Below are 23,974 nucleotides of genomic sequence, written 5' to 3'. Positions count from 1 at the left end.
CGGTCAGGCTGCGTTCCCCTTCGGGTAGGTGGCGGTTCGGCGGCTGGCCGGTCGGGCCAGTCCGTAGTTCTCGCGCAGGGTGCTGCCCTCGTACTCGGTGCGGAACAAACCGCGCCGCTGCAGCTCGGGGACGACGAGGTCCACGAAGTCGTCCAGGCCGCCCGGCAGGGTCGGCGGCATCACGTTGAAGCCGTCGGCGGCGCCGTCCTCGAACCACTCCTGGATCTCGTCGGCCACCTGGGCCGGCGTCCCTGCGAACACCCGGTGCCCGCGGCCACCGGCCAACCGCTCGATCAGCTGACGTACCGTCAGCGACTCACGCCGGGCCAGCTCGGTGACCAGGGTGAACCGGCTCTGGTTGCCCTCGGTGGCCGTGCCGACGTCCGGCAGCGGCCCGTCCAGGTCGGCCTCGCTCAGCCGGGTGTCGAGCATCGCGGACAGCTGGGCCAGCCCGTGTGCCGGACTGATCAGGGCGGTGAGCTCGGCCTCCCGGTCCCGGGCCTCGCTCTCGGTGCGGCCGATCACCGGGCTGATCCCGGGCAGCACGAGCAGCTCGTCGGGTCGGCGTCCGTAGGTGGCAAGCCGGCGCTTGAGGTCGGCGTAGAACTCCTGGCCGTCCTGCAGGGTCTGCTGTGCGGTGAACACCGCCTCGGCGAACCGCGCGGCGTACTCCCTGCCGGCCTCGGACGAACCAGCCTGCACTAGCAGCGGGTGCCCCTGCACCGGCCGCCGGATGTTGAGTGGTCCGCGGATCGAGAAGTGCTCACCCACGTGGCCGATCGCCGAGATCCGCTCGGTGTCGGCGTAGATCCCGCTGGCCTTGTCGGCCAGCACGGCCTCGTCGTCGAAGCTGTCCCACAGGGCCCTCGCGACCTGGACGAACTCGGTCGCCCTGGCGTACCGGTCGTCGTGGTCCGGCCGCGACGGCAGGCCGAAGTTGCGGGCCTCGTCCTGTCCGGCTGAGGTCACGATGTTCCAGCCGGCCCGGCCGCCGCTGAGATGGTCCAGCGAGGCGAAGGCCCGGGCCAGCGTGTAGGGGTGGTTGTACGTAGTCGAGGCGGTGGCGATCAGCCCGACGTGCTCGGTGGTCGCCGCCAGCGCGGACAGCAGGGTCAGCGGCTCGAACGCGCTGTGCGTGTTGTGCTTCACGTTGCCGTGCAGGGCGACGCCGTCGGCCAGGAAGATCGAGTCCAGCCGCCCGCGCTCGGCGGTCCGGGCGATCTCGACGTAGTGCTGCAGGGTCAGTGCCGCCCGCGGGTCGACGTGCGGGTGGCGCCACGCGGCCTCGTGGTGGCCGGTGGCCATGATGAAGGCATTCAGGTGCAGCTGCCGAGGGCTGCTGTCGTTGGTGGTCATGGAGTTCTGGTCCCTTCGGGGTGGTGGTCCGGGGTGGTGGTCAGCGGCCGCCGGCGTCGGGGCGCCAGCGGGAGAAGTGGCGCTCGAGCCGGACGAGCAAGGCGTTCACCAGCAGCCCGAACACCGAGACGGTGAGGATGCCGGCGTACATCTGGGGGATCTGGAAGCTGCTCTGCGCGTTGACGATCAGGTAGCCCAAGCCGGCCTTCGCCCCGACCATCTCCGCCGCGATGAGCACCAGGATGGAGGCGGTGCCGGCCATCCGGATCCCGGTGAAGATCGTCGGCACCGCGGAGGGCAGGATCACCTTGCGGAACAGCTGCACGCTGGACAGGCCGAGCGAGCGGGCCGCCCGCAGCAGCAGCGGGTCAACCGTGCGGACCCCCGCGATCGTGTTGAGCAGCACCGGGAAGAAGCTGGCGTAGGCGACGATCGCCACCTTGCTCAGCTCGCCGATCCCGAGCAGGAGGACGAACACCGGGAGCAGGGCCAGCGCCGCAGTGTTGCGGAACAGCTCGAGCAACGGTGTGAGCAGCTCGCGCAACGGGGCGTACCAGGCGACCAGCAGACCGGTGCTGATGCCCAGCACGACCGCGGTGCCGAAACCGAGCGCCGAGCGGGTCAGGCTGGCGGTCAGGTGCTGCTGCAGCTGGCCGGACTCGATCAGACCCCAGCCGGCCTGCAGCACCTGGTGCAGCGGCGGCAGGAACACCCGGCGGGCCGGGTCCATCAGGTAGCGCGGCCCGAGCTCCCAGAGCAGCAGGAAGGCCACGACGGCGGCCGACCGCCAGGCGACCCGCCGGGCCTGCCGAGCAACCCGCACCCAGGTCGGCGGGGTGCTCCCGCAGGCTGGCGCAAAGCCCGCGGCGCCCTGCGGTGCAACGGTTCCCGTCGCCTGCTCGGGCAGCGTGACGGTGCTCATCAGGCTGCCCTCTCGGTGCGCCGAACCTCGTCGCGCAGCAGCGACCACACCTGGTGCCGGTACTCGACGAACCGGGGGTCCGAGCGCAGGTCGGCGGCGTCGTCCGAGTCGGTGAGCCGGTCGCCGAGGTCGACGTCCACGAACGCCTTGAGCCGGCCGGGTCGTGAGCTGAGCACTGCGACCCGCTGACCGAGGTAGACGGCCTCTTCGATGCCGTGAGTGATGAAGACGACAGTCGTCCCCGTGCTGCGCCAGATCCGCAGCAGCTCGTCCTGGAGCAGCTCGCGGGTCTGCGCGTCCAGGGCGGCGAACGGCTCGTCCATCAGCAGCACGCCTGGGCGGTGGGCCAGGCTGCGGGCGATCGCGACCCGCTGCTTCATGCCGCCGGACAGCTCGTGCGGGTAGCGGTCCGCGAAGCCGGAGAGCCCCACCAGGTCGAGGTGCTCGCGGGCCCGTTCGCGGCGCTCGCGCCGCGGTAGGTGCTGCTCCAGGCCGAACTCGACGTTGGCCAGGGCGGTTCGCCACGGGAACAGCGCGTACTGCTGGAAGACGATGCCACGGTCCAGGCCAGGGCCCTGCACCAGGTGACCGTCGACCAGCACCCGCCCGGACGTCGGTGCGCTCAGCCCGCCGAGCAGGTCCAGCAGGGTCGTCTTGCCGGACCCGCTCGGGCCGACCAGGGTCAGGAACTGACCGTCGGGGACGTCGAAGGTGATGTCCTGCAACGCCCTCAGCACGCTGGGGCCCTGCGCGCCGCCCTTGCCGGCGCGGACCGCGAAGTCCTTCGTGACGGCGCGGACCGAGATCTTGGGCGTGGTCACGAGCCACCACCCGTGGCGAGCGCGTTGAGCTCGTTGGAGTACAGCGTGGTGGGCTTGAGCTGGCCCTTGCCGACGACCCCGGTGGCCTCCAGCCAGGGCTGCCGCCGGGTGAAGTCGGCATCGGTGATCTGGCCGCCGTGAGAGGGGATCGCGACGCTCTTCCAGTACTTCAGGTTGTCGGTGCTCTCGTTGCGGCCGCGCCTGGTGATGATGTCGGCGAACCGGGCGATCACCTGCTCGCGCGGGGTGCTGCGCTCCCACTCGATCGCCTTGGCGACCCCGGTCACGAACTTCCTGGCGGCGGCCGGGTGCGCGGCGATGAAGTCCTTGCGCAGCACGTACTGCCCGCCGTCGAAGGCGCCGAACAGCTGGTAGTCGCTGAACAGCGACCGCAGCCCGCCGGCGGCGACGGCGTGGTCCTGCAGCACCCCGCCGAGCGAGGCGACGTCCACCTGGCCGCGCCGCAGTGCCTGCTCGGTGTCGTTCGGCGGCAGGACGACGAGCTGCACCTGCCGGATCTCGGCCGGGGTGAGGCTGTTCTTCTGCAGGTAGGTATCGATCACCGCCTCGGAGTGGGCGCCGAGGGCGTTGACCGCCACCTTCTTGCCGATGAGGTCACGGGCGGAGTGGATCGGGCTGCTGTCGCGGACGAAGAACCCGATGTAGGACTTGGCATCCTCGCCGTAGTAGTTCACCACCGCCTGCACCGGGGCACCGGCCTGGATGAGCTTGACCACCGCGCCGGCGAAGGCGCCGCCCACGTCGGTCTGCCCGGTGGCCGCGGACTGGATGTCCTGGGGGCCGCTGATGGTGTTCCCGACCCACTTGAGCCGGATGCTCGGGTAGTAGCCCAGGTCCTGGGCGAGCTCGGGCAGGCTGACGGTGTTGGCGCTGCCTTGGTACCGGATGGTCACCGGGCCGGTCTTGTCGCTCGCCTGACTGGTCGGCAGGGCGCAGCCGGCCACCGTGGCGACCGCCGCGATGGTCGCGGTGACGAGGGCGGTCGCGGTGACGAGGACGGTCGCGGCGGCGAGGGTGGTCGCGGTGGACCGGGGGCGCCGCATCACGCCACCGCCTGGCTGCCGGCAGCGGCCCGGGCCGGTGCGGTGAGCAGGAAGGCGCCGGCGATCGCGTCCAGGAACACGTCGGTGACCTCGCGCAGCGCCTCGGCTGCAGGCTCGTCGATCACGGCCTCGCCGGTGTCGAACAGGCTGACCTGGGAGGCGAGCACGAACCAGCCGGGGGTGATCGCGCTAGGGGCGAGGCTGGCGAGCACCGGGCGTAGCGCGTAGTCGACCGCTAGCACGTGGGCCGGCGAACCGCCGGTGGCCAGCGGGAGCACGACCTTGCCCTGCAGCGCGAACTGGGGGAGCAGGTCGAGGAACGTCTTCAGCAGACCGCTGTAGGCCGCCTTGTAGACCGGGGTGGTCACGACCACGGCGTCGGCGACGTCGAGCGCGCTGACCGCGGCCGCGACGTCCGGGTCGTCGGCGTGACCGTGCAGCAGCGGCTGGGCCGGCAGGTCGCGCAGCACGATCGGGACGACGACGTGCCCGGCGCGTTGGACGCGTTGGGTGACGTCGGCCAGTACCGCGTCGGTTCTGGACGATGACGAGGGGCTGCTGGAGACGGTGGCGATGACAGCCATGAGGTTCCTTTCGGACGTTTCGGGCAGGAGGTGTCGCCGGGTCGGACACAGAGTCAGATCCGGTGCAGGGCTACAGATGTCGTAGGACCGACGGCTCGCGCGGCGGCGGGGTCAGTGCTGCTCAGTCACGACACAGCGCGCTGGACACTCGCAGGAGGTCCACGTGGCGGCGTTCGGTGTGTCGGCAGGAGGCAGCGGTCGGAGCCGCTACGGCATCCTGACGCCTCATGTCGCCCACCCTGTCCTGTCGTGTCGTGTCGTGCCGTGTCGTGTCGTGTCGTGTCTCGCGCTTCCCGCGCGCCTGTCGCAGCCGGCCTTGGTGCCGGAACTCGTTGCCTGCCAACGAAACTAGCCAGACCGCAAAGTCCGTCGGGAGGTGGTGACGGAGATTCTCGACATCTGAGACCCAGCCGGATCACCCTGTTTGGGTGACGCGCAGCCCCCGGCGGTCCGCCATCATCGCTGTGATGACCGACAACGTCGCTGCACATTTGGTGACCCCCCCGAAGCGGGTGCACCGGTACGCGTTCGTCTGGGTGCTGGTGCTGGGCTCGTTCGTGTGGTTGGTCGGGGCGGTAGTCACCGCGATCACCGGCGACGACATCCTCGTCCCCACCCTGATCCTGATGGGCAGCTTCCTGGTGCCCGTGACCATGGTGGTCTTCGCGCTGACCCGTGAGGGTGAGGACCAGCTCTCCGAGGACTGGCTCATGATGTCGTTCATCCTCGGCGGCTCCGTCGGTGTGGTGTTCGCCGCGCTCGTCGAGACCTACCTGCTGCCGACGGCGACCGGCACCTTCATCGCGGTGGGGCTGATCGAGGAGGCCACCAAGGCGCTGCTGGTCATCTTCGTCGCCACCAGGGTGAGCACTCGGCGTCCGCGGGACGGCATGGTCTTCGGCGCGACGATCGGGGCTGGTTTTGCGGCGTTCGAGAGCGCGGGCTACGCACTCAGCGCCCTGATCCAGCACCAGCAGGACCACCCTGTGCTGAACATCCTGCAGACCGAGATCAACCGTGCCGTGCTGGCGCCGTTCGGCCACATCACCTGGACGGCACTGTTCGGCGGGGCGCTGTTCGCCGCCAGCCGCGCGGACGGCCGGCTGCGGGTGAACGCCAACCTCATCTGGACGTCGATCGGTGTGGTCACCCTGCACGCCCTGTGGGACCAGTCCTACGGCTGGGCGATCCTGATCACCTACGGACTGGGCGGCGACGGCTGGACGCTGGAGTGGCCGAACACCGAGGCGTGGATCGGCTCGCCGACGAGCCACGACCTGGTGGTCTTCCAGATCGTCTACGGCGTCTTGCTGATCATCAACGCTCTGGTTGGTGCCAGCTGGGTCTGGCGACGCTGGCACCGCTACAAGCGCCTCGCCGCCGAGCGCGCCGCCGCGGCTGCCGCAAGCCCCGGCGGTGCGCACAGGTAGCACTCCGCGACGGTGGCCCGGTCAGTCGGCTGCCCCCAGCGCGTCGTCGGAGGTGAGCAGGACGACGTTGCCGTCGGGATCCTCGACCATCGCTGCGTAGGGTCCCGACGTGCGCTCGGGCGCCATCCGGCCGTGGTAGCCGGCCGCGGTCAGCTGGGCGTACTTTGCGTCGACCGCGGCGTCCTCGCCGAGGTAGAACTCGAACAACGTCCGGTAGCCGGCGCCTGCGGGCATGACGTGGTCCGGGTCGTACCGGTCAGCGAACACGGTGTCGAAGAAGATCGTCACCCCGCTACCCATGCGGTGCAGGACGAAGGGCTTCTCGTCATCACCAGGCGGGATCTCGAGCCCCAGCAGACGGTAGAAGCGCAGTGCGGCCGCCATGTCGCTCACGACGACCCCGAGCATGCTCAGCTGGATCTCCATGTCACTCCCTCTCGTCGATGGTCACTCTCAGGGCAGGCGCCAGCGTCGCACCAGGTCGTCGAGGAGCCGCAGTGCGCGGGTGATGGTGAGTACTGGACGTCGACCCGGCGGAACGGTGTCCCAGACGACCTCGCCGTCGGCCACTCGCCCGCCGATCCCTGCTCGGTGCACATGATGGTGATGGTGGCTGCACAGCAGCGCCGCGTTGTCGAGGTCGGATGGGCCGCCGTGCTGCCACGGTGTGAGGTGGTGGGCGTCCGTCCATTCCGGCGGCGCACCGCAGCCGGGCCAGGTGCACCGGCGGTCGCGGACTGCGAGTGCGGTCCGCTGCCTGGGGGTGAATGCGCGTTGGGTGCGGCCGACGTCCAAGGGGTTTGCGTCGCCGTCGATCAGGACGGGCACGATCTCGGCCTCGCAGAGCAAGGCCGCCGCTGCGGCGGAGCTGACGCGGGTGCCGTCGGGCAACGCCGCTCCCAGACCCTCCACCAGGTCGCGCTGACTGACCGTGACGACGACGCGGTAGGGACTGCCGTGGGTCGAGGGCAGGAAGTCCTGCGCAGCGACGGCCTTCTCGGCCAGCCGCTGCAGCCCGTCGTGGCGGCGCTGGGCCGCCGTCCGCGCGTCGGGGGTGCCATCCGATGCGGGTTGCGGCGCGGACCAGGCGTCGATCGCCGTGCGCAGTGCGGCCCCGCAGGCAGGGCTGAGCAGCCCTTCGACATGCACCATGCCGCCGCCCGTCGAGGCCAGGGTCAGCGAGCGTGCCTGCTGCTGGGCCTGCTCGCTGCCCGCCAGCCGGTCGTCGGCATCGGGGTCGAGCCGGTGCCGGAGGTGGTCGGCGAGGCGGCTCAGCTGGGTCGCGTCGAAGGCCCGGGCCTCGCCGAGCAGGAAGGCTTGGGCCTCGACGACGGCGTGCTCGGGCACGGCCCCAGCAGGGACGGTCGGTGGCACGAGGGCCGCCACCGTGCGCCCGACGACGTCCGCCTGCTCGACCCAGACCTGGCCGGCGAGCAGCGCCTCGCGGGTCGGCTCGAGCTCGGCTGCGACGGCGCTGGTGAACAGCAGTTCGGCCCGGCGAGCCTGCGCTGCCGCGACGCGCGGTGAGGTCGTCGGCGTCTGAGCGCGGATCCAGTGCTCCAGCCGCGCGTGCCCCTGTTGGCCGGGCAGGCCGCGGGTGCTCGCCTCGGCCACCAGTCGCAGCTGCTGAGCCTGGGCCAGCCGGATCAGCCCGTCGAGCTCCGTCACGGCCTCGGCCACGGCGTCGTCGGACAGCTGCCACACCGGACGGCGACCCGCGACATCGACCTCGCGCACTGCGCGCGCGAACACGCCGGTGGGCGCGTCGGGCGGGTCGTCGGTCGCTGAGGTCATGCCGAGAACGCTAGTTGGTGGCACCGACAGAACCCTTGGCCTGCAACGGGTTGCGGGAGCAATCATTCAGGACTCGAATGGTCACTCACCAGCGGGCGGCGCGCTCACCGGCCTCGATCGCGAGGTCGAGCGTGTTGCCCGGCGGCGGGAACGGGCAGACGAAGAACTCGTTGAACGCGCATGGCGGCAGGAAGGCCTGGTTGAGGTCCGCCACCGTCACGCCGTCCGAGTCCGGCGGTGGGAAGTTCACGAACCGGAACCGGTACGCGCGCCGCGCCGGGTCGGCGGACTGGGCGGTCGCGTCCGAGAAGACCGCCTGCAGGTCGCCGTGCTCTTCGTCCATCTCGACCTGCAACGCGACGTCGATATCGTTGCGGGAGAACGTCACCGTTCCGCCGAGCGGCAGCGGCCGCGCCACGCCGTCCGCGTTAGGCACCACCACCTGGCGGGTCTCGTCGAACGGCGTGAAGGTCGCCGGCAGCACCCAGCTGGCATCGAAGTCGAACAGGTCCAGCCCGCTGAAGCCGCTGCGGGCCGGCCCCGCCGGGTCGTAGACGCGAACGGCGAGCGCACCGTCCCGGTCGATCAGGAGCAGCCGCAGCTCCCCGACGGCCACGTGCGTCGGCTCGAGCTCCAGGTCGCTGCGCACGACGGCGGCACCGTTCAGCAGGACACCGTCCACCAGCACGCCGTCGTCCGCGGTCGCGGTCAGGACCGCGGTCGCCCCGGTCGCCCGCCACTGTCCGGGGACGCCGTCCAGCTGCAGAGTGTCCTCGAACCAGTGCGTGCCGGTCAGCGCGAGCGGGCTGCGCGGCCCGAGTAGGCGCTGGTGCCGCGCCTCGCGCCAGGCAGTCCAGTCGTCGACCTCGCTGGTCACAGCTGCCTCATGGCGACGACCGAACCGCCGCCGGTCAAGGTGAAACCCATGCGGGAGTAAAGCTCCCGCGGCCAGTCGTCCCGGTCCGCCACGAGCCAGATCCGATCCGCACCGGCCTCCCGGGCGGCCTGGACCGCGTGGGCCACGATGTTGCGCGCGTACCCGTGGCCGCGATGCGCCTGCAGCGTGACGACGTCCTCGATCTGCGCCAGCAGCTCGCCCCTGACCGCCATGATCCGCAGGTCGCAGAACGAGACCACGGCGCCGTCCAGCAGCACCGCGTGCCAGGTCACGTCGCACGCCTTCTCGGTCGCGCGTCGCCGACCGGCCAGGTGCTCGATGACCTCGTCCGACACCTGCGGCAGGTGCTCGCGCCAGTCCGTCCACAGGGCCGAGCGCACCTGCTCGTAGGTCAGCAGCTGCGCGTCGCCCGGCTCGCCGACCAGGTCACCGGTCAGCTCCATCACGACGTCGTGCGACAGCGCCCACCCGTCAGGCGGGTCGTCAGGAACGTCGAGCGGTGCGCCACGGAGCCAGTCGATCCGTCGGTGCTCGAGACCCGCCTCGGCCTGGACCCGCTCGGCATCGGCCACGGCCACAGTCCACGGGGTCGGCTCGGTGAGCAGCAGCCGGTTCTGCTCGTGGGAGTGCGCGTAGGTGGGGTTGGCGACGGCGATGCCACCGGTGACGTCCCAGGTCCTGGTGGACTCGCGTCGGCTGAGCTCGACGACGAAGTCGGGAGCGTTCAGGTCCCCTTCGGGTGCCATACCGTCTTGGTCTCCAGGAACGGCTTGATCCGGTCCAGTCCGGGAACGGCCCGCCAGTCCGGCTCGCTGTCCGGCGGCCGGACGACCCGCTTGAGGTTGTCGGCCGCCGCGACCTCGAGGTCCGCCCAGGTCACGCTCTCGGCGTCCACCGCGCCGGCCAGGTCGATCGCGTTGACGTCCATGTGCGAGGCCAGCCACGGCGCGACCTCGGCGGTCCGGCCGGTCAGCACGTTCACCACACCACCCGGGACGTCGGACGTCGCGAGCACCTCGCTCAGCGTCACCGCCGGCAGCGGGCGCCGCTCGCTGGCCAGCAGGACGACGGTGTTGCCGCTGACGATCGCCGGGGCGAGCACCGAGACCAGGCCGAGAAGCGAGGACCGTTGCGGTGCAAGGACCGCCACCACTCCGGTGGGCTCCGGTGCGCTGATGTCGAAGTACGGGCCGGCCACCGGGTTCAGACCACCGAGCACCTGGGCGATCTTGTCCGACCAGCCCGCGTACCAGACCCAGCGGTCGATCGCGGCGTCCACGGCCTTCTCGGCCCGCGGCCGCGCCACGCCCTCGCCCTGGGACACCTCGTCGACGAACTGCCCGCGCCGACCCTCCAGCAGCTCGGCCACCCGGTAGAGCACCTGACCGCGGTTGTAGGCGGTCGCGCCGGACCAGCCCTTCACCGCCGCCCGAGCCGCGACGACTGCGTCCCGGGCGTCCTTGCGCGAGCCCTGGGCGGCGTTCGCCAGGAACCGGCCGCGCGAGTCGGTGACCTCGTACGAACGGCCGGACTCGCTGCGCGGGAACTTGCCGCCGACGTACAGCTTGTAGGTCTTGCGGACCTCGATCCGGTCGGACGAGCGCGCGGAGGTGTCAGTGGGCAAGGTAGGCCTCCAGGCCGTGGCGACCGCCCTCGCGGCCGTATCCGGACTCCTTGTAGCCGCCGAACGGCGAGCTCGGGTCGAACTTGTTGAACGTGTTGGCCCAGACGACGCCGGCCCGCAGCCGGTCCGCGGTCCACAGGATGCGCGAGCCCTTGTCGGTCCAGATGCCGGCCGACAGCCCGTACGGGGTGTTGTTGGCCTTGGCCACCGCCTCGTCGGGGGTCCGGAAGGTGAGCACCGACAGCACCGGCCCGAACACCTCCTCCTGGGCGATCCGATGGGTGTTCGAGACGCCGGTGAAAACCGTTGGGGCGAACCAGAAACCGTTGCCGGGCAGGTCGCAAGCGGGGGACCAGCGCTGGGCTCCCTCGTCCTCGCCGACCTGGGCGAGCTCGGTGATCCGGGCCAGCTGTTCGGCGGAGTTGATCGCGCCGACATCGGTGTTCTTGTCCAGCGGGTCGCCGACGCGCAAGGTGGCCAGTCGCCGCTTGAGCCGCTCGACCACGTCGTCCGCGATGCTCTCCTGCACCAGCAGGCGCGAGCCCGCGCAGCAGACGTGGCCCTGGTTGAAGAAGATCCCGGTGACGATGCCTTCGACGGCCTGGTCGATCGGAGCGTCGTCGTACACGATGTTGGCGCCCTTGCCGCCCAGCTCGAGGGTGACCTTCTTGCGCGACCCGGCCACTGCCCGGGCTATCCGCTTGCCCACCTCGGTGGAGCCGGTGAACGCGACCTTGTCGACGTCCGGGTGCTCGACGACGGCCTGCCCGGTCGCGCCGGCACCGGTCACGATGTTGACCACGCCGGGCGGCAGGTCGGCCTGCTGGCAGATCTCGGCGAACAGCAACGCGGTCAGCGGCGTGGTCTCGGCCGGCTTGAGCACGACGGTGTTGCCGCAGGCCAGCGCGGGCGCGATCTTCCAGGCCAGCATGAGCAGCGGGAAGTTCCACGGGATGACCTGGCCGGCGACACCGAGCGCCCGCGGGTTCGGCCCCAGCCCTGCGTGGTCGAGCTTGTCGGCCCACCCCGCGTAGTAGAAGAACCAGGCCGCCGCCTGGGGGACGTCGACGTCGCGGCTCTCCTTGATCGGCTTGCCGTTGTCCAGCGACTCCAGGACGGCTAGCTCGCGCGAGCGTTCCTGCAGAATCCGGGCGATCCGGAACAGGTACTTGCCGCGCTCGGCGCCGGACATCTTGGACCAGACCCGCTCGTAGGCCCGGCGGGCGGCGCGGACGGCGCGGTCGACGTCCGCGGCGTCGCCCTCGGCGACCTCGGCCAGCACCTCCTCGGTGCTCGGGCTGACGGTCTTGAACGACTGCCCGCTGGCGGGGTCGGCGAACTCGCCGTCGATGAACAGCCCGTACGAGGGCTGCAGGTCGACGACGGACCGCGACTCGGGTGCCGGTGCGTACTCGAACTTCGGCATGTCAATCAGTCCAGGGTGACGTAGTCGGGGCCGCTGTACCGGCCGGTGGCGAGCTTCTGCCGTTGCAGCAGCAGGTCGTTGAGCAGCGTGGAGGCGCCGAACCGGAACCAGTCCGGGTCGAGCCAGTCGTCGCCCGCGGTCTCACTGACGGTGACCAGATATTTCAGCGCGTCCTTGCTGGTGCGGATGCCGCCGGCCGGCTTCACGCCGACCTGGCGGCCGCCGGCGAGCTGGAAGTCGCGGACCGCCTCGAGCATCAGCAGGGTGACCGGCAGGGTCGCGGCGGGCTGGATCTTGCCGGTGCTGGTCTTGATGAAGTCCCCGCCGGCCAGCATGGCCAGCCAGGAGGCGCGCCGGACGTTGTCGTAGGTGGTCAGCTCGCCGGTCTCCAGGATCACCTTCAGATGCGCCTCGCGGCCGTCGGACGCCCGGCACGCGGCCTTGGTCGCGGCGATCTCCTCGAAGACCTGCAGGTACCGGCCGGACAGGAACGCGCCGCGGTCGATCACCATGTCGACCTCGTCGGCGCCGGCCTCGACGGCGTCCTGGGTGTCGGCGAGCTTGACGGCGCGGCTGGCCCGGCCGCTGGGGAAGGCCGTGGCGACGGCGGCGACGTGGATGCCGGTGCCGCGCAGCGCGTCGACCGCGACATCCACCAGGTCGTTGTAGACGCAGACCGCGGCGACCCTGGGGCAGGACGGGTCACTCGGGTCCGGGTGCGCGGCCTTGGCGCAGAGCGTGCGGACCTTGCCGTGGGTGTCCGAACCCTCGAGCGTGGTCAGGTCGATCATCGAGATCGCGGTGTCGATCGCCCACGCCTTGGACGTCGTCTTGATCGACCGGGTGCCGAGGGCGGCAGCGCGGGCCTCCAGGCCGACGGCGTCGACGCCGGGCAGGCCGTGCAGGAAGCGCCGCAGCGACGTGTCGCTCACGCTCGCGAGGTCGGGGACGTCGTAGCCGGACAGGGTCGGTGCACTCACTGTTACAGGCTAGTCCAGGCGGTGGACTCGGGCGGCGGCGCAATCCGCCCATGCCGGTCGTCGCATTCTGTGAGGTCGAGGCGAGTTGATGCGCTGATGCTATGATGCAGTGATGCGCACAACCATCGACCTTCCTGACGACCTGCACCGGGCGGCCTTGGCGCTCGCCCACGACCGGCACCAGTCGCTCAGCCGGACCGTCGCGGAGATCATGCGGCGTGGCTTGGCCGTTCCGCAGCAACCGAGCGCTGCACCGGCGGCCCAGCGCGATGGGTTCCCCCTGTTCCACACCGACCGGGTGATCACGTCCGAGGACGTGCGCGCGCTGGACGACGACGAGTGACCTACCTGCTGGACGGCAACGGCCTGATCGCGCTCGCTCTGCCACGGCACATCCATCACGAGGCAGCACACAGGTGGCGGCGCAGTGTGCCTGCCTGGCGCTTCGCCACCTGCCCGATCACGCAGGGCACGCTCGTCCGACTGATGATGCGCGAGCGGCCGGACGTCAGCGAAGCGCTCCGCGTCCTCAAGGGCTTCTGCGCGCAGCCGACCCACGAGTTCTGGAGCGACGACCTGCCGTACTCCGAGGTCAGGTTTGCTGGGGTGCTCGGACACCGGCAGGTCACCGACGCCTATCTGGCTGAGCTCGCCCGTCGGCACGACGCCCGACTGGCGACGCTAGATGCCGGTCTCGCCGCCCTGCACCCCGACGTCGCCGAGGCGATCGCGACCACGTGAGGCTGGTCGGCCGCGGCGAGGCGCGATCAGGTCAGATCGACCCAGAAGCGTTTGACCGCCGTGTTCTTGTCGTCGCCGGGAGCGATCCGCTCGAAGACACCGCCGCAGCGCTCGATGACCGCCGCCGAGCCGACGTTGCCCGGGTCGGTCGTGATGAGCACCCGGTCCAACTCGTGCAACCGGGCGACGTCCAGCGCCTGGCGCAGGATCTCGGTGGCGTAGCCGCGCCGCCGGAATGCGGGCAGCACGCCGTAGCCGATGTGCCCGCCGTGCTCCGAGAGAAACTCGTTGAGCCGGTGCCGGATCGACACCCGGCCGACCAGCTCGCCGTCCACCTCGGCCAGCAGGAAGTCGGCGGGCACCATGCCCTCGCCGAGGTCGTCACCGCCGCGGATCCGCTCGAGCCGGCCCAGGTACTCGGCCCAGTCCAGGCCCGGCTCCCAGTTGAGCAGGAACGTGAAGTCGTCGGCCAGCAGCTGCTCGTGGGCAGCCAGGCACACCGTCTCGTCGTCGGGCGTGAGCGGCCGCAGGGCCAATCGTCGAGCAGCCGAGGTCACAGCCCGATCACCTCGGCGACGGCACTGCTCAGCGCCGAAAGTCGCCCAGCGGCAACGGATCTGGCCACCCTCACGGCGTCGTCGCCGGCGGCCACCGGCTCGACGACCTCCAGGTATGCCTTGAGCTTCGGCTCCGTGCCGCTCGGGCGCACGATCACCCGACTGCCGTCGGCCAGGTAGTAGCGCAGGCCGTCGGTGGGTGGCAGGTCGCCGACGCCGGCCGACAGGTCGTCCACCCGGTCCACGGCCGACCCGGCGAGCTCGGCCAGTGGCTCGGCGCGGAGCCGGGCCATCGCGTCCGCGATCAGCGACAGGTCAGCCACCCGTACTGAGTGCTGCCCGGTCAGGTGCACGCCGGTCTCGCGGGCGATGTCGTCCAGCTCGTCCAGCACGGTGCGGCCGTGGGCCTTCAGCGTGGCGGCCAGCTCGGCCATCAGCAGCGCCGCGCTCACGCCGTCCTTGTCGCGCACCGCCTGCGGGTCGACGCAGTAGCCGAGCGCCTCCTCGTAGCCGTAGCTCAGACCGGGCACCCGGCTGATCCACTTGAAGCCGGTGAGCGTCTCGACGTGCCGCAGCCCGTGCACCGCGCACACCGCGGCCAGCTGGCGGCCGGACACGATGGAGCAGGCCATCACCGCGTCGTCCGGGATGCCGGCCCCCTTCGACCAGCCGTGCACCAGCCACGCCCCGAGCAGCACGCCCACCTCGTCCCCGGTGAGCATCCGCCAGCCACCTGCAGCGGCCGGGTCCGGCACCGCCACCGCGCAGCGGTCGGCGTCCGGGTCGTTGGCCAGCACGATGTCCGCGCCGCGTTCGCGGGCGGCGTCCAATGCCGCGTCGATCGCGCCCGGCTCCTCGGGGTTCGGGAAGGCGACGGTCGGGAAGTCCGGGTCGGGGTCGCCCTGGCTGGTGACCACGTACGGCGCCGGGAAGCCGGCCCGCTCCAGCGCGGCGACCAGGACGTCGCGACCGACCCCGTGCAGCGGGGTGTGCACGACGCTGAGGTCGCGCGGGGAGTGCGGCCCGACGACCGCCGCGGCCGCCTCGAGGTAAGCGTCCAGGACGTCGTCGCCGAGGGCCACCCAGCCGTCGTCGGCCAGTGGGACGTCGGACACCGCAGCGACCGCCGCGATACGGGCGGCGATCTGCGCGTCGGCCGGCGGCACGATCTGGCTGCCGTCGCCGAGGTACACCTTGTAGCCGTTGTCCTGCGGCGGGTTGTGGCTGGCCGTGACCATCACCCCGGCGTCCACGCCGAGGTAGCGGATGGCGAAGGCGAGCACCGGGGTCGGCAGTGGGCGCGGCAGCACGAACGCCTCGCCGCCGGCCGCGGTGACCACGGCCGCGGTGTCCCGGGCGAAGTCGTCGCTGCGGTGCCGGGCGTCGAAGCCGATCACCACCCGCGGCTCCGGCCGAGGCTCGCTCAGGTCGTGCTGCAGGTAGGCGGTCAGCCCAGCGGCCGCGCGGATCACCACCGAGCGGTTCATCCGGTTCGAGCCGGCACCGACCGCACCGCGCAGGCCGGCGGTGCCGAACTCCAGGGTGCCGTCGAACCGGTCCGCAAGGTCGGCCAGCGCGGTCGCGTCGCCGCTGGTCGCGGCGTCCAGCACGACCTCCAGCTCGGCCCGCGTGCGCGGGTCGGGGTCGTCGTCCCGCCAGGACCGCGCGATGTCCAGCAGCGCGTCGTCCATCAGATCCTCCGGACGACGTCGGCGAGCATCCGACCGCAGCGCGCGGCAGCGGCCCGGCCGGCCTCGAGCACCTCGGCGTGGTCCAGCGGCTGGTCGCTGATCCCGGCCGCCAGGTTCGTCACCAGCGAGATGCCCAGCACCTCCAGGCCGGCGTGCCGGGCCGCGATCGCCTCCAGCGTGGTGGACATGCCGACCAGGTCCCCGCCGATCACCTTGGCCATCTGCACCTCGGCGGGCGTCTCGTAGTGCGGCCCGGGGAACTGCACGTACACGCCTTCGTCGAGGTCCGGCTCGATCTTGCGGCAGAGCGCACGCAACCGGCTGCTGTAGAGGTCGGTGAGGTCCACGAAGGTCGCGCCCTCGAGCGGGGAGGTCGCGGTCAGGTTGAGGTGGTCCCGGATCAGCACCGGGGTGCCGGGCGTCCAGGCCGGGTTGAGCCCGCCGCAGCCGTTGGTCAGCACCACCGTCGAGCAGCCGGCCTTGGCGGCGGTCCGGACGCCGTGCACGACGGCGCGCACCCCCTTGCCCTCGTAGTAGTGGGTGCGGGTGCCGAAGACCAGCGCGCGGCGGTCGGTGTCGCCGATCCGGACCGACCGGATCACGCCCTGGTGCCCGGCGACGGCGGCGGCGTTGAAGCCCGGCAGGTCCGTGGTGGCGATCTCGGTCACCGTCTCGCCCAGCAGGTCGCCGGCCGGCGCCCAGCCGGACCCGAGCACCAGGGCGACGTGGTGCTGCTCGACGCCGGTCAGCTCCGCGAGTCTGGCCGCGGCTGCGGTCGCGACCTCGAAGGGGTCCGTCGTGGGGTCGGCGAGGTCAGGTGTCGGCGTCGTCACGAGGCAGGACGATACGCGCTCAGCCGGGGACCGCGAGCGCCGGTGACGGGCGCGCGGTCAGCGAGACCCGGGTGCCCGGTGCGAGCCGTTCCACGTCGCTGGTCGGCACCTGGGCGAACACCAGCCCGCCGTCCACGGTGCGGACCTGGACCCGGCCGTGGGCGCCGAGGAAGCTCGTCGCGACGACCTCGGCGTCGCCGTCCGGCACGACCTCGACGGCCAGCGCCTCGGGCCGCACCAGTACGGTCACCGGCCCGGACGTCGGGGAGCCGGGCAGCAGCGGCACGGCGGTGCCCAGCACCTGGGCCGCGCCGCCGGCGGCCTCGCCGTCCACCCGGTTGGTCAGCCCCACGAAGTCGGCCACGAACTCGCTGGTCGGCCGGGAGTAGACCTCGTCGGGTGGGCCGATCTGCTCCAGCCGGCCGGCCTGCATCACGCCGACCCGGTCGGCGACCGCCAGCGCCTCCTCCTGGTCGTGGGTGACGAACAGGGTGGTCGTCCCCACCTCCAGCTGGATCCGCCGGATCTCGTCGCGCAGCTGCACCCGCACCTTGGCGTCCAGGGCGGACAGCGGCTCGTCGAGCAGCAGCACCCGGGGCTGGATCGCCAGCGCCCGGGCCAGCGCCACCCGCTGCTGCTGGCCGCCGGACATCTGGTGCGCGTAGCGGCCGGCCTGGGCGGACAGGCCGACGAGCTCGAGCATCTCGCCGGCCCGGGCCCGGCGCTCGCTGCCCGAGGCGCCGCGCAGCTGCAGCCCGAACGCGACGTTGTCCATCGCCGTCAGGTGCGGGAACAGGCTGTACGCCTGGAAGACCATGCCCATGTCGCGCTTGCTGGCGGGTAGCGAGGTCACGTCCTGCTCGCCCACCACGATCTGCCCGGCGTCGGCGTCCTCCAGGCCGGCCAGCAGCCGCAGCGCGGTCGTCTTGCCGCAGCCGGAAGGGCCGAGCAGGGCGACCAGCTCGCCCGGTGCGAGCTCGAGGTCCAGTCCGTCCAGGGCGTGCACGGCGCCGTAGTTGCGGTGCAGCCCGGTCAGCCGCACCGGCACCCCGGTGCGGGTCGTCGCGGTCGCGCTCACCCGGTCTCCGTTCCCTTGCGTCGTTGGCCGGTGGCCAGGGTCAGCACGATCAGCAGCAGGAAGCAGAGCACCAGCGCGGCCAGCGAGACGGCGACCGAGATGGCCGGGGTGCGCTGGCTGAGCTGCAGGATGCCGACCTGAAGGTTGTTGCGGCTCATCAGCGAGGCGATCGTGTACTCGCCCAGCACCAGGGCCACGCACAGGAACGACGCGGAGACCAGCGCGGTGCGGATGTTCGGCGTGATGATGGACCAGAACACCCGTGGCCAGCTCGCACCGAGCCCGCGCGCGGCCTCGGACAGGGTCCGGACGTCGATCGCGGACAGCCCGGCGTCGATCGCGCGGTAGGCGTACGGCAGCACCAGGATGACGTAGGCGAAGCACAGCCAGACGCTGGACGGGCCGACGAAGTAGGTGACCCAGGCGTACACCGGGGACAGTCCGACGACCAGCACGATCGCTGGGATGGTCAGCGGCAGCAGGCAGAGGAACTCCATCGGACGGCGCAGCGCGGGCAGTCGCAGCCGCACCCAGGTCATGGTGGGCACCAGCAGCGCCAGCATCAGCACGACGGTGAGCACCACCAGGATCGCTGACAGCCGCACGCCGTCCACGAAGCTCGGGTAGTCGCGGGACAGCTGGCCGACGTGCAGGAGCTGGCGCCAGGTGTCGAACGTGACGCCGGTCGGGGACGACGTGCTGAAGACCGCCATCGCCCACAGCGGGGTCACGAAGAAGACGGTCGCCAGGCCCAGCACAAGCCAGCGCAGCCGGCGATGGAAGCGCGCCCGCCGACGTCCGGTGGCGCTCACGGGCTCAGCCACCGGTCGGCCCGGCGCTGCATGTACGTGTACGCGACCATGATGATCGCGACGATCACCACCATCTGCAGCGCGAGGGCCTTGGCGACGTTCTGCCGGCCCAGCACGACCTCGCTGCCGATCGCGTTGCCGATCTGCAGCGGCAGGATGAAGGTGCTCTGCGCGTTCAGCGCAGCCGCCGTGGCATAGGCGGACAGGGCGTTCGCGAACAGCAGCAGCGTCGAGCTGAAGAACGCCGGGGCCAGCAGCGGCCCGGCGATCCGGCGCCAGTACTGCCAGGTCGACCCGCCCAGGCTCTCCGTCGCCTCCCGCCACTGCGGCCGGATGCCGTCCAGCGACGGCAGGAACACGATCACCATCAACGGGATCTGGAAGTACAGGTAGACCAGCATGAAGCCGCGCATGCCGTACAGCCACGAGGTGTCGACGTCGGTGCCCAGGTGGTCGCGCAGCAGGGTCGGCACCAGGCCGGACAGCCCGAGGGTGGCGATCCAGGCGAAGGCCAGCATGACGCCGCCGAACTGGGCGAGCACCCCGCTCGCCGCGGTCACCACCCGGCGCAGGATGCCTTGCGGCGCAGCGGTCACCACCGCGTACGCGACGACCGCGCCGATCGCCGCGCCGACGAGCGCGGTGACCCCGGACAGCAGCACGCTGTTCAGCAGGGCGTGCCGGATGTCGGCGTTGCCCAGCTCGCGGACGTTGGCCAGAGTGGGTGCGCCGTCGTCGGTCCGGAACGCCTGCACGACGACGACGACGGTCGGCACGACGAGGAAGACCGCCACGAAGGCGAAGAACGGCGCAGTGCCCAGCGAGGCGCGCGCCGTCTTCTGCCGGTTCAGCCCATCTCCTTCTGCCAGTTGGCGTTCAGGTAGTCGGTGGCCTTGGCGCGCTGCGCCTCGGTGATGAACACCGGGGTACCGTCGACCGGCGGCAGCGCGTCGTTCGCGGCCTTGTCGATCGTGCCGGCCTTGACCATCTCGTCGGCCAGCACTGGACGCGCGCCGCCGTGCAGCCACAGGTTCTGGCCCTCGTCGGTGTAGAGGTACTCCTCCCACAGTCGAGCGGCGGCCGGGTGCGGGGCGTCCTTGTTGATGGCCTGCACGTAGTAGGCACCGGTCACGGCGCCCTTCGGGATCACCGACTTCCAGTCCACCTTGCCGGCCAGCGCCTTCGTCTGACCCGCGTTGTTGTAGTCCCAGTCGATGACCACGGCGGTCTGGCCGGACTGGATCGTCGCCGGGGTGGGGTCGACGGGCACCAGGTTGCCGGCGTCCTTGAGCTTCTTGAAGTACGCGACGCCGGGTGCGATGTCGTCGGCCGAGCCGCCGTTGCCCAGGCTGGCCGCGACGACGCCGGAGAACGCGGCGCCGGCCTTGGTCGGGTTGCCGTTCACCGCGACCTTGCCCTTGTACTCCGGCTTGAGCAGGTCGTCGAAGCTGGTCGGTGCGGGGACCTTCTTGGCGTCGTACCCGATCGAGATGAACCCGCCGTAGTCGTTGACCCACAAGCCGTTCGCGTCCTTCAGGGCGGTCGGGAGCTTGTCGAACGCGGCGACCTTGTACGGCGTGTACACGTCGGTGTTGGCCAGCGCCACCGCCTGTCCGAGGTCGAAGACGTCAGGTGCGGTGGACTGCCCCTTGAGGTTCTTCGCGGTGGAGATCTCAGTGGCGCTGTCCGCATCCGGCTGGGCCGAGTTCACCTTGAGGCCGTACTTCGCGGTGAAGCCCTTGATCACCTCGCCGTAGTTCGCCCAGTCCGGTGGCAGCGCGATGACGTTGAGCGTCCCCTCCTTCTTGGCGGCGGCGACCAGAGCGTCCATGCCGCCCAGGTCCGCCGCGCTGGTCGCGGAGGCGGCCGTCTTGGTCTCCTTGGACGCCTCCTTCTCCGGTGGCGAGCAGGCCACCAGGGCGACAGCGCTCGCGACGAGCGCCAGGGCGGCGGTGCTGCGCAGGGCAGGTGACACGGGGACCTCCTCGGTCGGCTGGGGCCCGGTTGCCCCCGGGATCCCCAGCCGCAGGCTAGCCCCGTATCCGGCACATCACCAGAATCTGCTCAACAAGGGGCAGCGCGCTTTTGAGAGCGCATCAGGGACTGCAGAGCTGCTGCGGCTCGATCGCGGTGAGCTTGTCACCGGGGTCGAACGTCCAGGCCAGGACCTGTGTCGGTTTGGCATGTGCGGCGTCCACCAGGCGCGCGATGGCGACGTACTCGACGGCCGACAGGTGCAGCGTGCTCGGATCCGACGGCACCGGCCGGTCGTCTTCGGGTGCCACCTGGTGCGGGGTGGGCAGCGGCTCCGGGCGAGCCGCGGCGACCACAGCCTGGGTCGAGACCACGAACGCCGCGGCGGCCAGCGCAGCGAGCAGGCGATGCCGCATCACGAGCCCTCCTGGACTTCGATGACCTCGTCCGCCACAAGCCCGTGCGCTTCGCGGTGCACGGCGTTGGCCGCGTCCACCGATGGCGCCTCGACGAGGCAGAAGACCTTGCCGTGGGTCTCGTTCACCCAGTAGCGCAGGTAGCGGACGTCGTACCGGTCCTGGGTCTGCAGGTCGGCCATGTGCGCCTTGGCCACGTCATCGAACGTGATGCCGGACCCGTCGCCTATCGTGTGGATGTCCATGTAGAGCGGCATCGCCGCCTCCTTCGGTCGCTCGAACTGTTGTCCTGCGACCGTACGAAGGCCGGGCCTGGTGCCGGATCGGGAACGACTACCCAGGTTCGGCGATCGGCTCCCCATGTTGGCGGACGTCGATCCCGAGGCGAGCTGCCGCCTCGGCCACCTCGCGGCGCGACCCGACGTCCAGCTTGGCCAGCACCGCGGACACGTGGTGGTCCACGGTCTTGACCGAGATGACCAGCCGCTTCGAGATCTGCTCGTTCGTCGCGCCGGCGCAGATCAGCTCCAGCACCTCGCGCTCGCGCAGGGTCAGCCCCGCCGGGTGCTCGCGGGTGCTGGCCCTGGCTCCGGCCGGTACCGAGCGGGCACCCAGCCGGCGCAGCGCCCGGCGCGCGAGCCTGGCAGCGGGTTCGGCGCCGAGCTCGTCGAAACCCGCCAGCGCCGAGCGAACCGATGCTTCGTCGCCGGCGTCGAGCCTGGCCAGGGCCGCGTCGTACGGGCAGCCCAGATCGTCCCACGCAGTGGCGGCGCCCGGGGCGTCACCGGCGAGCTGCGCGGCGTGCGGCCCGTGCGGGACGAACCCGACCTCGGTCGAACCGCTGATTCGCCGGCGCCAGAGAGCCACGTCACCGCGTGCCAGCGGGTCCAGGCCGTCGGCCCGGCGCTCCGCCAGGGCGATCTCCGCAGCGGCTGCCTCGCCGTCGCCCTCGAGCCAGCGGGCCTCCGCGCGCGCCGTCCGGGCGAGCACGATCCACACCGGCTCGTCGAGACCGTCGGCCAGGTCGGCGACCTCGTCGAGATGGGCCCAGGCGCCGGGTCGGCCCGTCCGGGCCAGGACCGTGCCGAGGCTCAGCAGCGGATTGAGCCGGTTGACGCTGGGCAGCCCGGCGCGGGCGAGCAGGCTGCGGCCCAGGCGCAGCGCGTCGTCCCAGGAAGCGCTGCGAGCCAGCGCCAACGCGCGTTGGCCACGCAGACAGGTCCCGAAGGTGGCGATGTCGTGCTCGTCGCAGTAGGCCACACCTTCGTGGAAGTACCGGTCACCGTCGGGGAGGGTCAGCCAGGTGCAGTGCAGGGCGTAAAGGTTCGCGTAGGCGCGGCCTGCTTCCTGTTGCAGGCCACCGCGCAGCGCCACGTCGAGCGCCTGCTCCAGCGGCTCCTGCCACGGCTCGCCCAGGTCGGCCAGGGCGCACCCCGCGGTGTTCAGCGCGTCGCTGAGCACCCGAGGAAGGCCAAGCTGCTCAGCAAGCCGCTGGGCTCTGGTGGCGATCTCCAGCGCCTCGCGGGACCTGGTCTCGGTCATCCGGGTGTCGGCCAGGTGGGCGTAGCCCCAGGCGAGCTCGGGGCTGGGACCCAGCGGCTCGAGCACGGCGATGGCCTCGTCGACCGCCCGGTGCGCCTGCGCGCCTCGACACAGCCGCCACAGGGCCCGGGACAGCCAGAGCAGGGTGACTCCCTCGCGGCTGCGCTCCCCCAGCTCACGCCAGAGCGTCAGTGCGCTCTGCCTGGCTGCCGCGGCCTCGCTCCAGCGGTCCACCAGCGAAGCCTCGGTGGCCAGATCGTCGTACAGCCCGGCGCGCTCGCGAGGGGCGAGTCCCGACGCGTGCCGCAGCGCGCGCTCGAACTGCGCCAGCGCCTCGCGGTGGGAGTCGAGCTCGCGGGCCCGGCGGGCGGCCGCCGGAGCGTGCCGCAGGACGCGCTCGGCGTCGCCGGCACCCTCGGCGTGGAACGCCAGCTGGGCGTCGTCGTCGCACCCTTCGGCCAGCAGAGCGTCCAGCACGGCTCGGTGCACGCTGGTACGGCGGTGGGCGGCCGTGGACTGCTCCACCGCCAGCCGGGCGATCTCGTGCCGGAACCTCAGGCGCGCGCCGTCCTCGACCAGGATTCCACGCTCGACGAGCTCGTCCAGCGTGGACGACGACGCCTGGGTCGCGGCCAGCAGCAACCGCGGTTCGACGCGCGAGCCGATCAGCGCCGCGGCTTCGACGACACGCCGCGCCGGGTCGCTGAGCCGTGCCACGTGCGCCAGCACCGCGTCACGAGCGGACGTGGGCAGCTCACCGGCTCCATGGCGCAGGATCTCGTTGAGGTAGAACGGGTTTCCGCCGGTCAGCCGGAGCAGCTCGTCGGTGGCCAGCCCGGAGCCCTGCGCCAGCGAGGCGACCGCATTCGCGGTGAGCGTCGGCAGCTCCACCCGACGTGTCGTGCGCTGCGTGGCGAGCTCGCCCAGCGCGATCCGCAGCGAGTCGTCAGCGGCCAGCCCGTCGTCCCGGTACGTGACCAGCAGCAGCAGGCGCAGGTCACGCAGCCGGCGTCCGAGGAAACGGAGCATGTCCAAGCTGGCCTCGTCGGCCCAGTGCACGTCCTCGACCACCAGCACGAGCATCGGTCCCGGTTCGCGTGCCCGACTGAGCAGCGCCGAGAAGAGGTCGTCACGGGGGGCGCCGGCCTGGCAGAGCGCCTCCAGCTCGCCACCCAGCTGGCCGGCGATGTCGACCAGCGGGCCGAGCGGCCGAGGTGTGAAGAGCCCGTCGCAGGAACCGGAGGCCCACTGCACCGCGCGCGAGCCCTCGCCCGGGTCCTGAGCAAGCTCGATCTCGAGCTCCTCGACCAGGCTGGACTTGCCGACGCCGGCCTCACCGGCCACCAAGACCAACCGCCCGTTCCCGAGGGCGGCTTCACCGGCATAGCCGTGCAGGGCCCGCAGCTGCGTCGAGCGTTCCAGGAGCGGCAC

Annotated in this window: 26 protein-coding genes; 3 read left to right on the top strand and 23 right to left on the bottom strand. The window is 71.6% G+C overall.

Translation table 11 applies throughout. The features are described 5' to 3' along the window. Positions 1-3: 3 nt before the first annotated feature. The 6 genes from ACPPVT_RS18040 to ACPPVT_RS18015 all read right to left on the bottom strand — a co-directional run bounded on the left by ACPPVT_RS18040 (position 4) and on the right by ACPPVT_RS18015 (position 4,976). A complete protein-coding gene (locus ACPPVT_RS18040; protein ID WP_426562675.1) occupies positions 4-1,356 on the bottom strand; it encodes an LLM class flavin-dependent oxidoreductase in 1,353 nt (450 codons plus the stop codon). A 40-nt stretch (positions 1,357-1,396) separates the two neighbouring features. Then, positions 1,397-2,278 carry an ABC transporter permease gene (locus tag ACPPVT_RS18035; protein WP_426562674.1) on the bottom strand — a complete coding sequence of 294 codons (882 nt, stop codon included), beginning with the start codon at positions 2,276-2,278 and terminating at the stop codon, positions 1,397-1,399. Then, complete coding sequence (locus tag ACPPVT_RS18030; RefSeq protein ID WP_426562672.1) at positions 2,278-3,099, bottom strand: ABC transporter ATP-binding protein; 822 nt, start codon at positions 3,097-3,099, stop codon at positions 2,278-2,280. The genes ACPPVT_RS18035 and ACPPVT_RS18030 overlap by 1 nt, the downstream gene beginning before the upstream one ends. Beyond that, on the bottom strand, positions 3,096-4,163 hold the full coding sequence (locus ACPPVT_RS18025) for an ABC transporter substrate-binding protein (RefSeq protein WP_426562670.1): 1,068 nt from the start codon (positions 4,161-4,163) through the stop codon (positions 3,096-3,098). Before ACPPVT_RS18025 ends, ACPPVT_RS18030 begins: the two co-directional genes overlap by 4 nt. Beyond that, on the bottom strand, positions 4,163-4,747 hold the full coding sequence (ssuE, locus tag ACPPVT_RS18020; protein WP_426562668.1) for an NADPH-dependent FMN reductase: 585 nt from the start codon (positions 4,745-4,747) through the stop codon (positions 4,163-4,165). The genes ACPPVT_RS18025 and ssuE overlap by 1 nt, the downstream gene beginning before the upstream one ends. A gap of 121 nt (positions 4,748-4,868) precedes the next feature. Further along, positions 4,869-4,976: a putative leader peptide gene (locus tag ACPPVT_RS18015; RefSeq protein ID WP_426562666.1), complete on the bottom strand. Its 108-nt coding sequence runs from the start codon at positions 4,974-4,976 to the stop codon at positions 4,869-4,871. Between the two features lie 238 nt (positions 4,977-5,214). Between ACPPVT_RS18015 and ACPPVT_RS18010 the strand changes: the two genes are divergently transcribed. Further along, complete coding sequence (locus ACPPVT_RS18010) at positions 5,215-6,177, top strand: PrsW family intramembrane metalloprotease (RefSeq protein ID WP_426562664.1); 963 nt, start codon at positions 5,215-5,217, stop codon at positions 6,175-6,177. A gap of 21 nt (positions 6,178-6,198) precedes the next feature. Here ACPPVT_RS18010 and ACPPVT_RS18005 read toward each other — a convergent pair whose 3' ends face one another. The 7 genes from ACPPVT_RS18005 to deoC form a co-directional block, all read right to left on the bottom strand. Continuing rightward, positions 6,199-6,603 carry a VOC family protein gene (locus ACPPVT_RS18005; protein ID WP_426562662.1) on the bottom strand — a complete coding sequence of 135 codons (405 nt, stop codon included), beginning with the start codon at positions 6,601-6,603 and terminating at the stop codon, positions 6,199-6,201. A gap of 27 nt (positions 6,604-6,630) precedes the next feature. Continuing rightward, on the bottom strand, positions 6,631-7,971 hold the full coding sequence (locus tag ACPPVT_RS18000) for a DUF222 domain-containing protein (RefSeq protein WP_426562660.1): 1,341 nt from the start codon (positions 7,969-7,971) through the stop codon (positions 6,631-6,633). A gap of 85 nt (positions 7,972-8,056) precedes the next feature. Continuing rightward, complete coding sequence (locus ACPPVT_RS17995) at positions 8,057-8,848, bottom strand: DUF1684 domain-containing protein (RefSeq protein ID WP_426562658.1); 792 nt, start codon at positions 8,846-8,848, stop codon at positions 8,057-8,059. Beyond that, the gene (locus ACPPVT_RS17990) at positions 8,845-9,615 is read right to left on the bottom strand and encodes a GNAT family N-acetyltransferase (protein ID WP_426562656.1); all 771 of its coding nucleotides are present in this window, start codon (positions 9,613-9,615) and stop codon (positions 8,845-8,847) included. The genes ACPPVT_RS17995 and ACPPVT_RS17990 overlap by 4 nt, the downstream gene beginning before the upstream one ends. Further along, positions 9,594-10,493 carry an aldehyde dehydrogenase family protein gene (locus tag ACPPVT_RS17985; protein ID WP_426562654.1) on the bottom strand — a complete coding sequence of 300 codons (900 nt, stop codon included), beginning with the start codon at positions 10,491-10,493 and terminating at the stop codon, positions 9,594-9,596. The genes ACPPVT_RS17990 and ACPPVT_RS17985 overlap by 22 nt, the downstream gene beginning before the upstream one ends. After that, positions 10,483-11,919, bottom strand: a complete 1,437-nt coding sequence (locus ACPPVT_RS17980; RefSeq protein ID WP_426562652.1) for an aldehyde dehydrogenase family protein — start codon at positions 11,917-11,919, stop codon at positions 10,483-10,485. The genes ACPPVT_RS17985 and ACPPVT_RS17980 overlap by 11 nt, the downstream gene beginning before the upstream one ends. Positions 11,920-11,924: 5 nt before the next feature. Further along, complete coding sequence (deoC, locus tag ACPPVT_RS17975; RefSeq protein ID WP_426562650.1) at positions 11,925-12,899, bottom strand: deoxyribose-phosphate aldolase; 975 nt, start codon at positions 12,897-12,899, stop codon at positions 11,925-11,927. A gap of 112 nt (positions 12,900-13,011) precedes the next feature. Here deoC and ACPPVT_RS17970 point away from each other — a divergent pair, with 112 nt between their 5' ends. Continuing rightward, a complete protein-coding gene (locus ACPPVT_RS17970; RefSeq protein WP_426562648.1) occupies positions 13,012-13,242 on the top strand; it encodes an antitoxin in 231 nt (76 codons plus the stop codon). Beyond that, entirely contained in the window at positions 13,239-13,640 is a 402-nt protein-coding gene (locus ACPPVT_RS17965) for a TA system VapC family ribonuclease toxin (protein WP_426562646.1), read from the top strand. The genes ACPPVT_RS17970 and ACPPVT_RS17965 overlap by 4 nt, the downstream gene beginning before the upstream one ends. A gap of 26 nt (positions 13,641-13,666) precedes the next feature. Here ACPPVT_RS17965 and ACPPVT_RS17960 read toward each other — a convergent pair whose 3' ends face one another. From ACPPVT_RS17960 to ACPPVT_RS17915, 10 genes are all read right to left on the bottom strand, one after another. Continuing rightward, positions 13,667-14,197, bottom strand: a complete 531-nt coding sequence (locus ACPPVT_RS17960; protein ID WP_426562644.1) for a GNAT family N-acetyltransferase — start codon at positions 14,195-14,197, stop codon at positions 13,667-13,669. Further along, positions 14,194-15,888: a phospho-sugar mutase gene (locus ACPPVT_RS17955; protein ID WP_426562642.1), complete on the bottom strand. Its 1,695-nt coding sequence runs from the start codon at positions 15,886-15,888 to the stop codon at positions 14,194-14,196. Before ACPPVT_RS17955 ends, ACPPVT_RS17960 begins: the two co-directional genes overlap by 4 nt. Next, the gene (locus ACPPVT_RS17950) at positions 15,888-16,721 is read right to left on the bottom strand and encodes a purine-nucleoside phosphorylase (RefSeq protein ID WP_426562640.1); all 834 of its coding nucleotides are present in this window, start codon (positions 16,719-16,721) and stop codon (positions 15,888-15,890) included. The genes ACPPVT_RS17955 and ACPPVT_RS17950 overlap by 1 nt, the downstream gene beginning before the upstream one ends. 19 nt (positions 16,722-16,740) lie before the next feature. Further along, positions 16,741-17,799: an ABC transporter ATP-binding protein gene (locus ACPPVT_RS17945; protein ID WP_426562638.1), complete on the bottom strand. Its 1,059-nt coding sequence runs from the start codon at positions 17,797-17,799 to the stop codon at positions 16,741-16,743. Further along, the gene (locus ACPPVT_RS17940; protein WP_426562636.1) at positions 17,796-18,611 is read right to left on the bottom strand and encodes an ABC transporter permease; all 816 of its coding nucleotides are present in this window, start codon (positions 18,609-18,611) and stop codon (positions 17,796-17,798) included. Before ACPPVT_RS17940 ends, ACPPVT_RS17945 begins: the two co-directional genes overlap by 4 nt. After that, on the bottom strand, positions 18,608-19,405 hold the full coding sequence (locus tag ACPPVT_RS17935; protein WP_426562634.1) for an ABC transporter permease: 798 nt from the start codon (positions 19,403-19,405) through the stop codon (positions 18,608-18,610). The genes ACPPVT_RS17940 and ACPPVT_RS17935 overlap by 4 nt, the downstream gene beginning before the upstream one ends. Before the next feature lie 53 nt (positions 19,406-19,458). Beyond that, positions 19,459-20,574: an ABC transporter substrate-binding protein gene (locus ACPPVT_RS17930; RefSeq protein ID WP_426567199.1), complete on the bottom strand. Its 1,116-nt coding sequence runs from the start codon at positions 20,572-20,574 to the stop codon at positions 19,459-19,461. Between the two features lie 133 nt (positions 20,575-20,707). Continuing rightward, positions 20,708-21,004, bottom strand: a complete 297-nt coding sequence (locus tag ACPPVT_RS17925) for a hypothetical protein (RefSeq protein WP_426562633.1) — start codon at positions 21,002-21,004, stop codon at positions 20,708-20,710. Further along, complete coding sequence (locus tag ACPPVT_RS17920) at positions 21,001-21,258, bottom strand: DUF4242 domain-containing protein (RefSeq protein ID WP_426562631.1); 258 nt, start codon at positions 21,256-21,258, stop codon at positions 21,001-21,003. Before ACPPVT_RS17920 ends, ACPPVT_RS17925 begins: the two co-directional genes overlap by 4 nt. Positions 21,259-21,334: 76 nt before the next feature. Further along, positions 21,335-23,974, bottom strand: a complete 2,640-nt coding sequence (locus ACPPVT_RS17915; RefSeq protein WP_426562629.1) for an AAA family ATPase — start codon at positions 23,972-23,974, stop codon at positions 21,335-21,337.

The organism is Angustibacter sp. McL0619, assembly GCF_049994355.1.
Taxonomy (GTDB): Bacteria; Actinomycetota; Actinomycetes; order Actinomycetales; family Angustibacteraceae; genus Angustibacter.
Note: the sequence above shows the minus strand (reverse complement) of the source record. Positions and strands in the feature narration are given on the sequence as shown.

Coding starts and splice junctions, on each gene's coding strand:
- ACPPVT_RS18040 (WP_426562675.1), bottom strand. CDS start 1,356: ATGACCACCAACGACAGCAGCCCTCGGCAGCTGCACCTGAATGCCTTC.
- ACPPVT_RS18035 (WP_426562674.1), bottom strand. CDS start 2,278: ATGAGCACCGTCACGCTGCCCGAGCAGGCGACGGGAACCGTTGCACCG.
- ACPPVT_RS18025 (WP_426562670.1), bottom strand. CDS start 4,163: ATGCGGCGCCCCCGGTCCACCGCGACCACCCTCGCCGCCGCGACCGTC.
- ssuE (WP_426562668.1), bottom strand. CDS start 4,747: ATGGCTGTCATCGCCACCGTCTCCAGCAGCCCCTCGTCATCGTCCAGA.
- ACPPVT_RS18015 (WP_426562666.1), bottom strand. CDS start 4,976: ATGAGGCGTCAGGATGCCGTAGCGGCTCCGACCGCTGCCTCCTGCCGA.
- ACPPVT_RS18010 (WP_426562664.1), top strand. CDS start 5,215: ATGACCGACAACGTCGCTGCACATTTGGTGACCCCCCCGAAGCGGGTG.
- ACPPVT_RS18005 (WP_426562662.1), bottom strand. CDS start 6,603: ATGGAGATCCAGCTGAGCATGCTCGGGGTCGTCGTGAGCGACATGGCG.
- ACPPVT_RS18000 (WP_426562660.1), bottom strand. CDS start 7,971: ATGACCTCAGCGACCGACGACCCGCCCGACGCGCCCACCGGCGTGTTC.
- ACPPVT_RS17990 (WP_426562656.1), bottom strand. CDS start 9,615: ATGGCACCCGAAGGGGACCTGAACGCTCCCGACTTCGTCGTCGAGCTC.
- ACPPVT_RS17980 (WP_426562652.1), bottom strand. CDS start 11,919: ATGCCGAAGTTCGAGTACGCACCGGCACCCGAGTCGCGGTCCGTCGTC.
- ACPPVT_RS17970 (WP_426562648.1), top strand. CDS start 13,012: ATGCGCACAACCATCGACCTTCCTGACGACCTGCACCGGGCGGCCTTG.
- ACPPVT_RS17955 (WP_426562642.1), bottom strand. CDS start 15,888: ATGGACGACGCGCTGCTGGACATCGCGCGGTCCTGGCGGGACGACGAC.
- ACPPVT_RS17920 (WP_426562631.1), bottom strand. CDS start 21,258: ATGCCGCTCTACATGGACATCCACACGATAGGCGACGGGTCCGGCATC.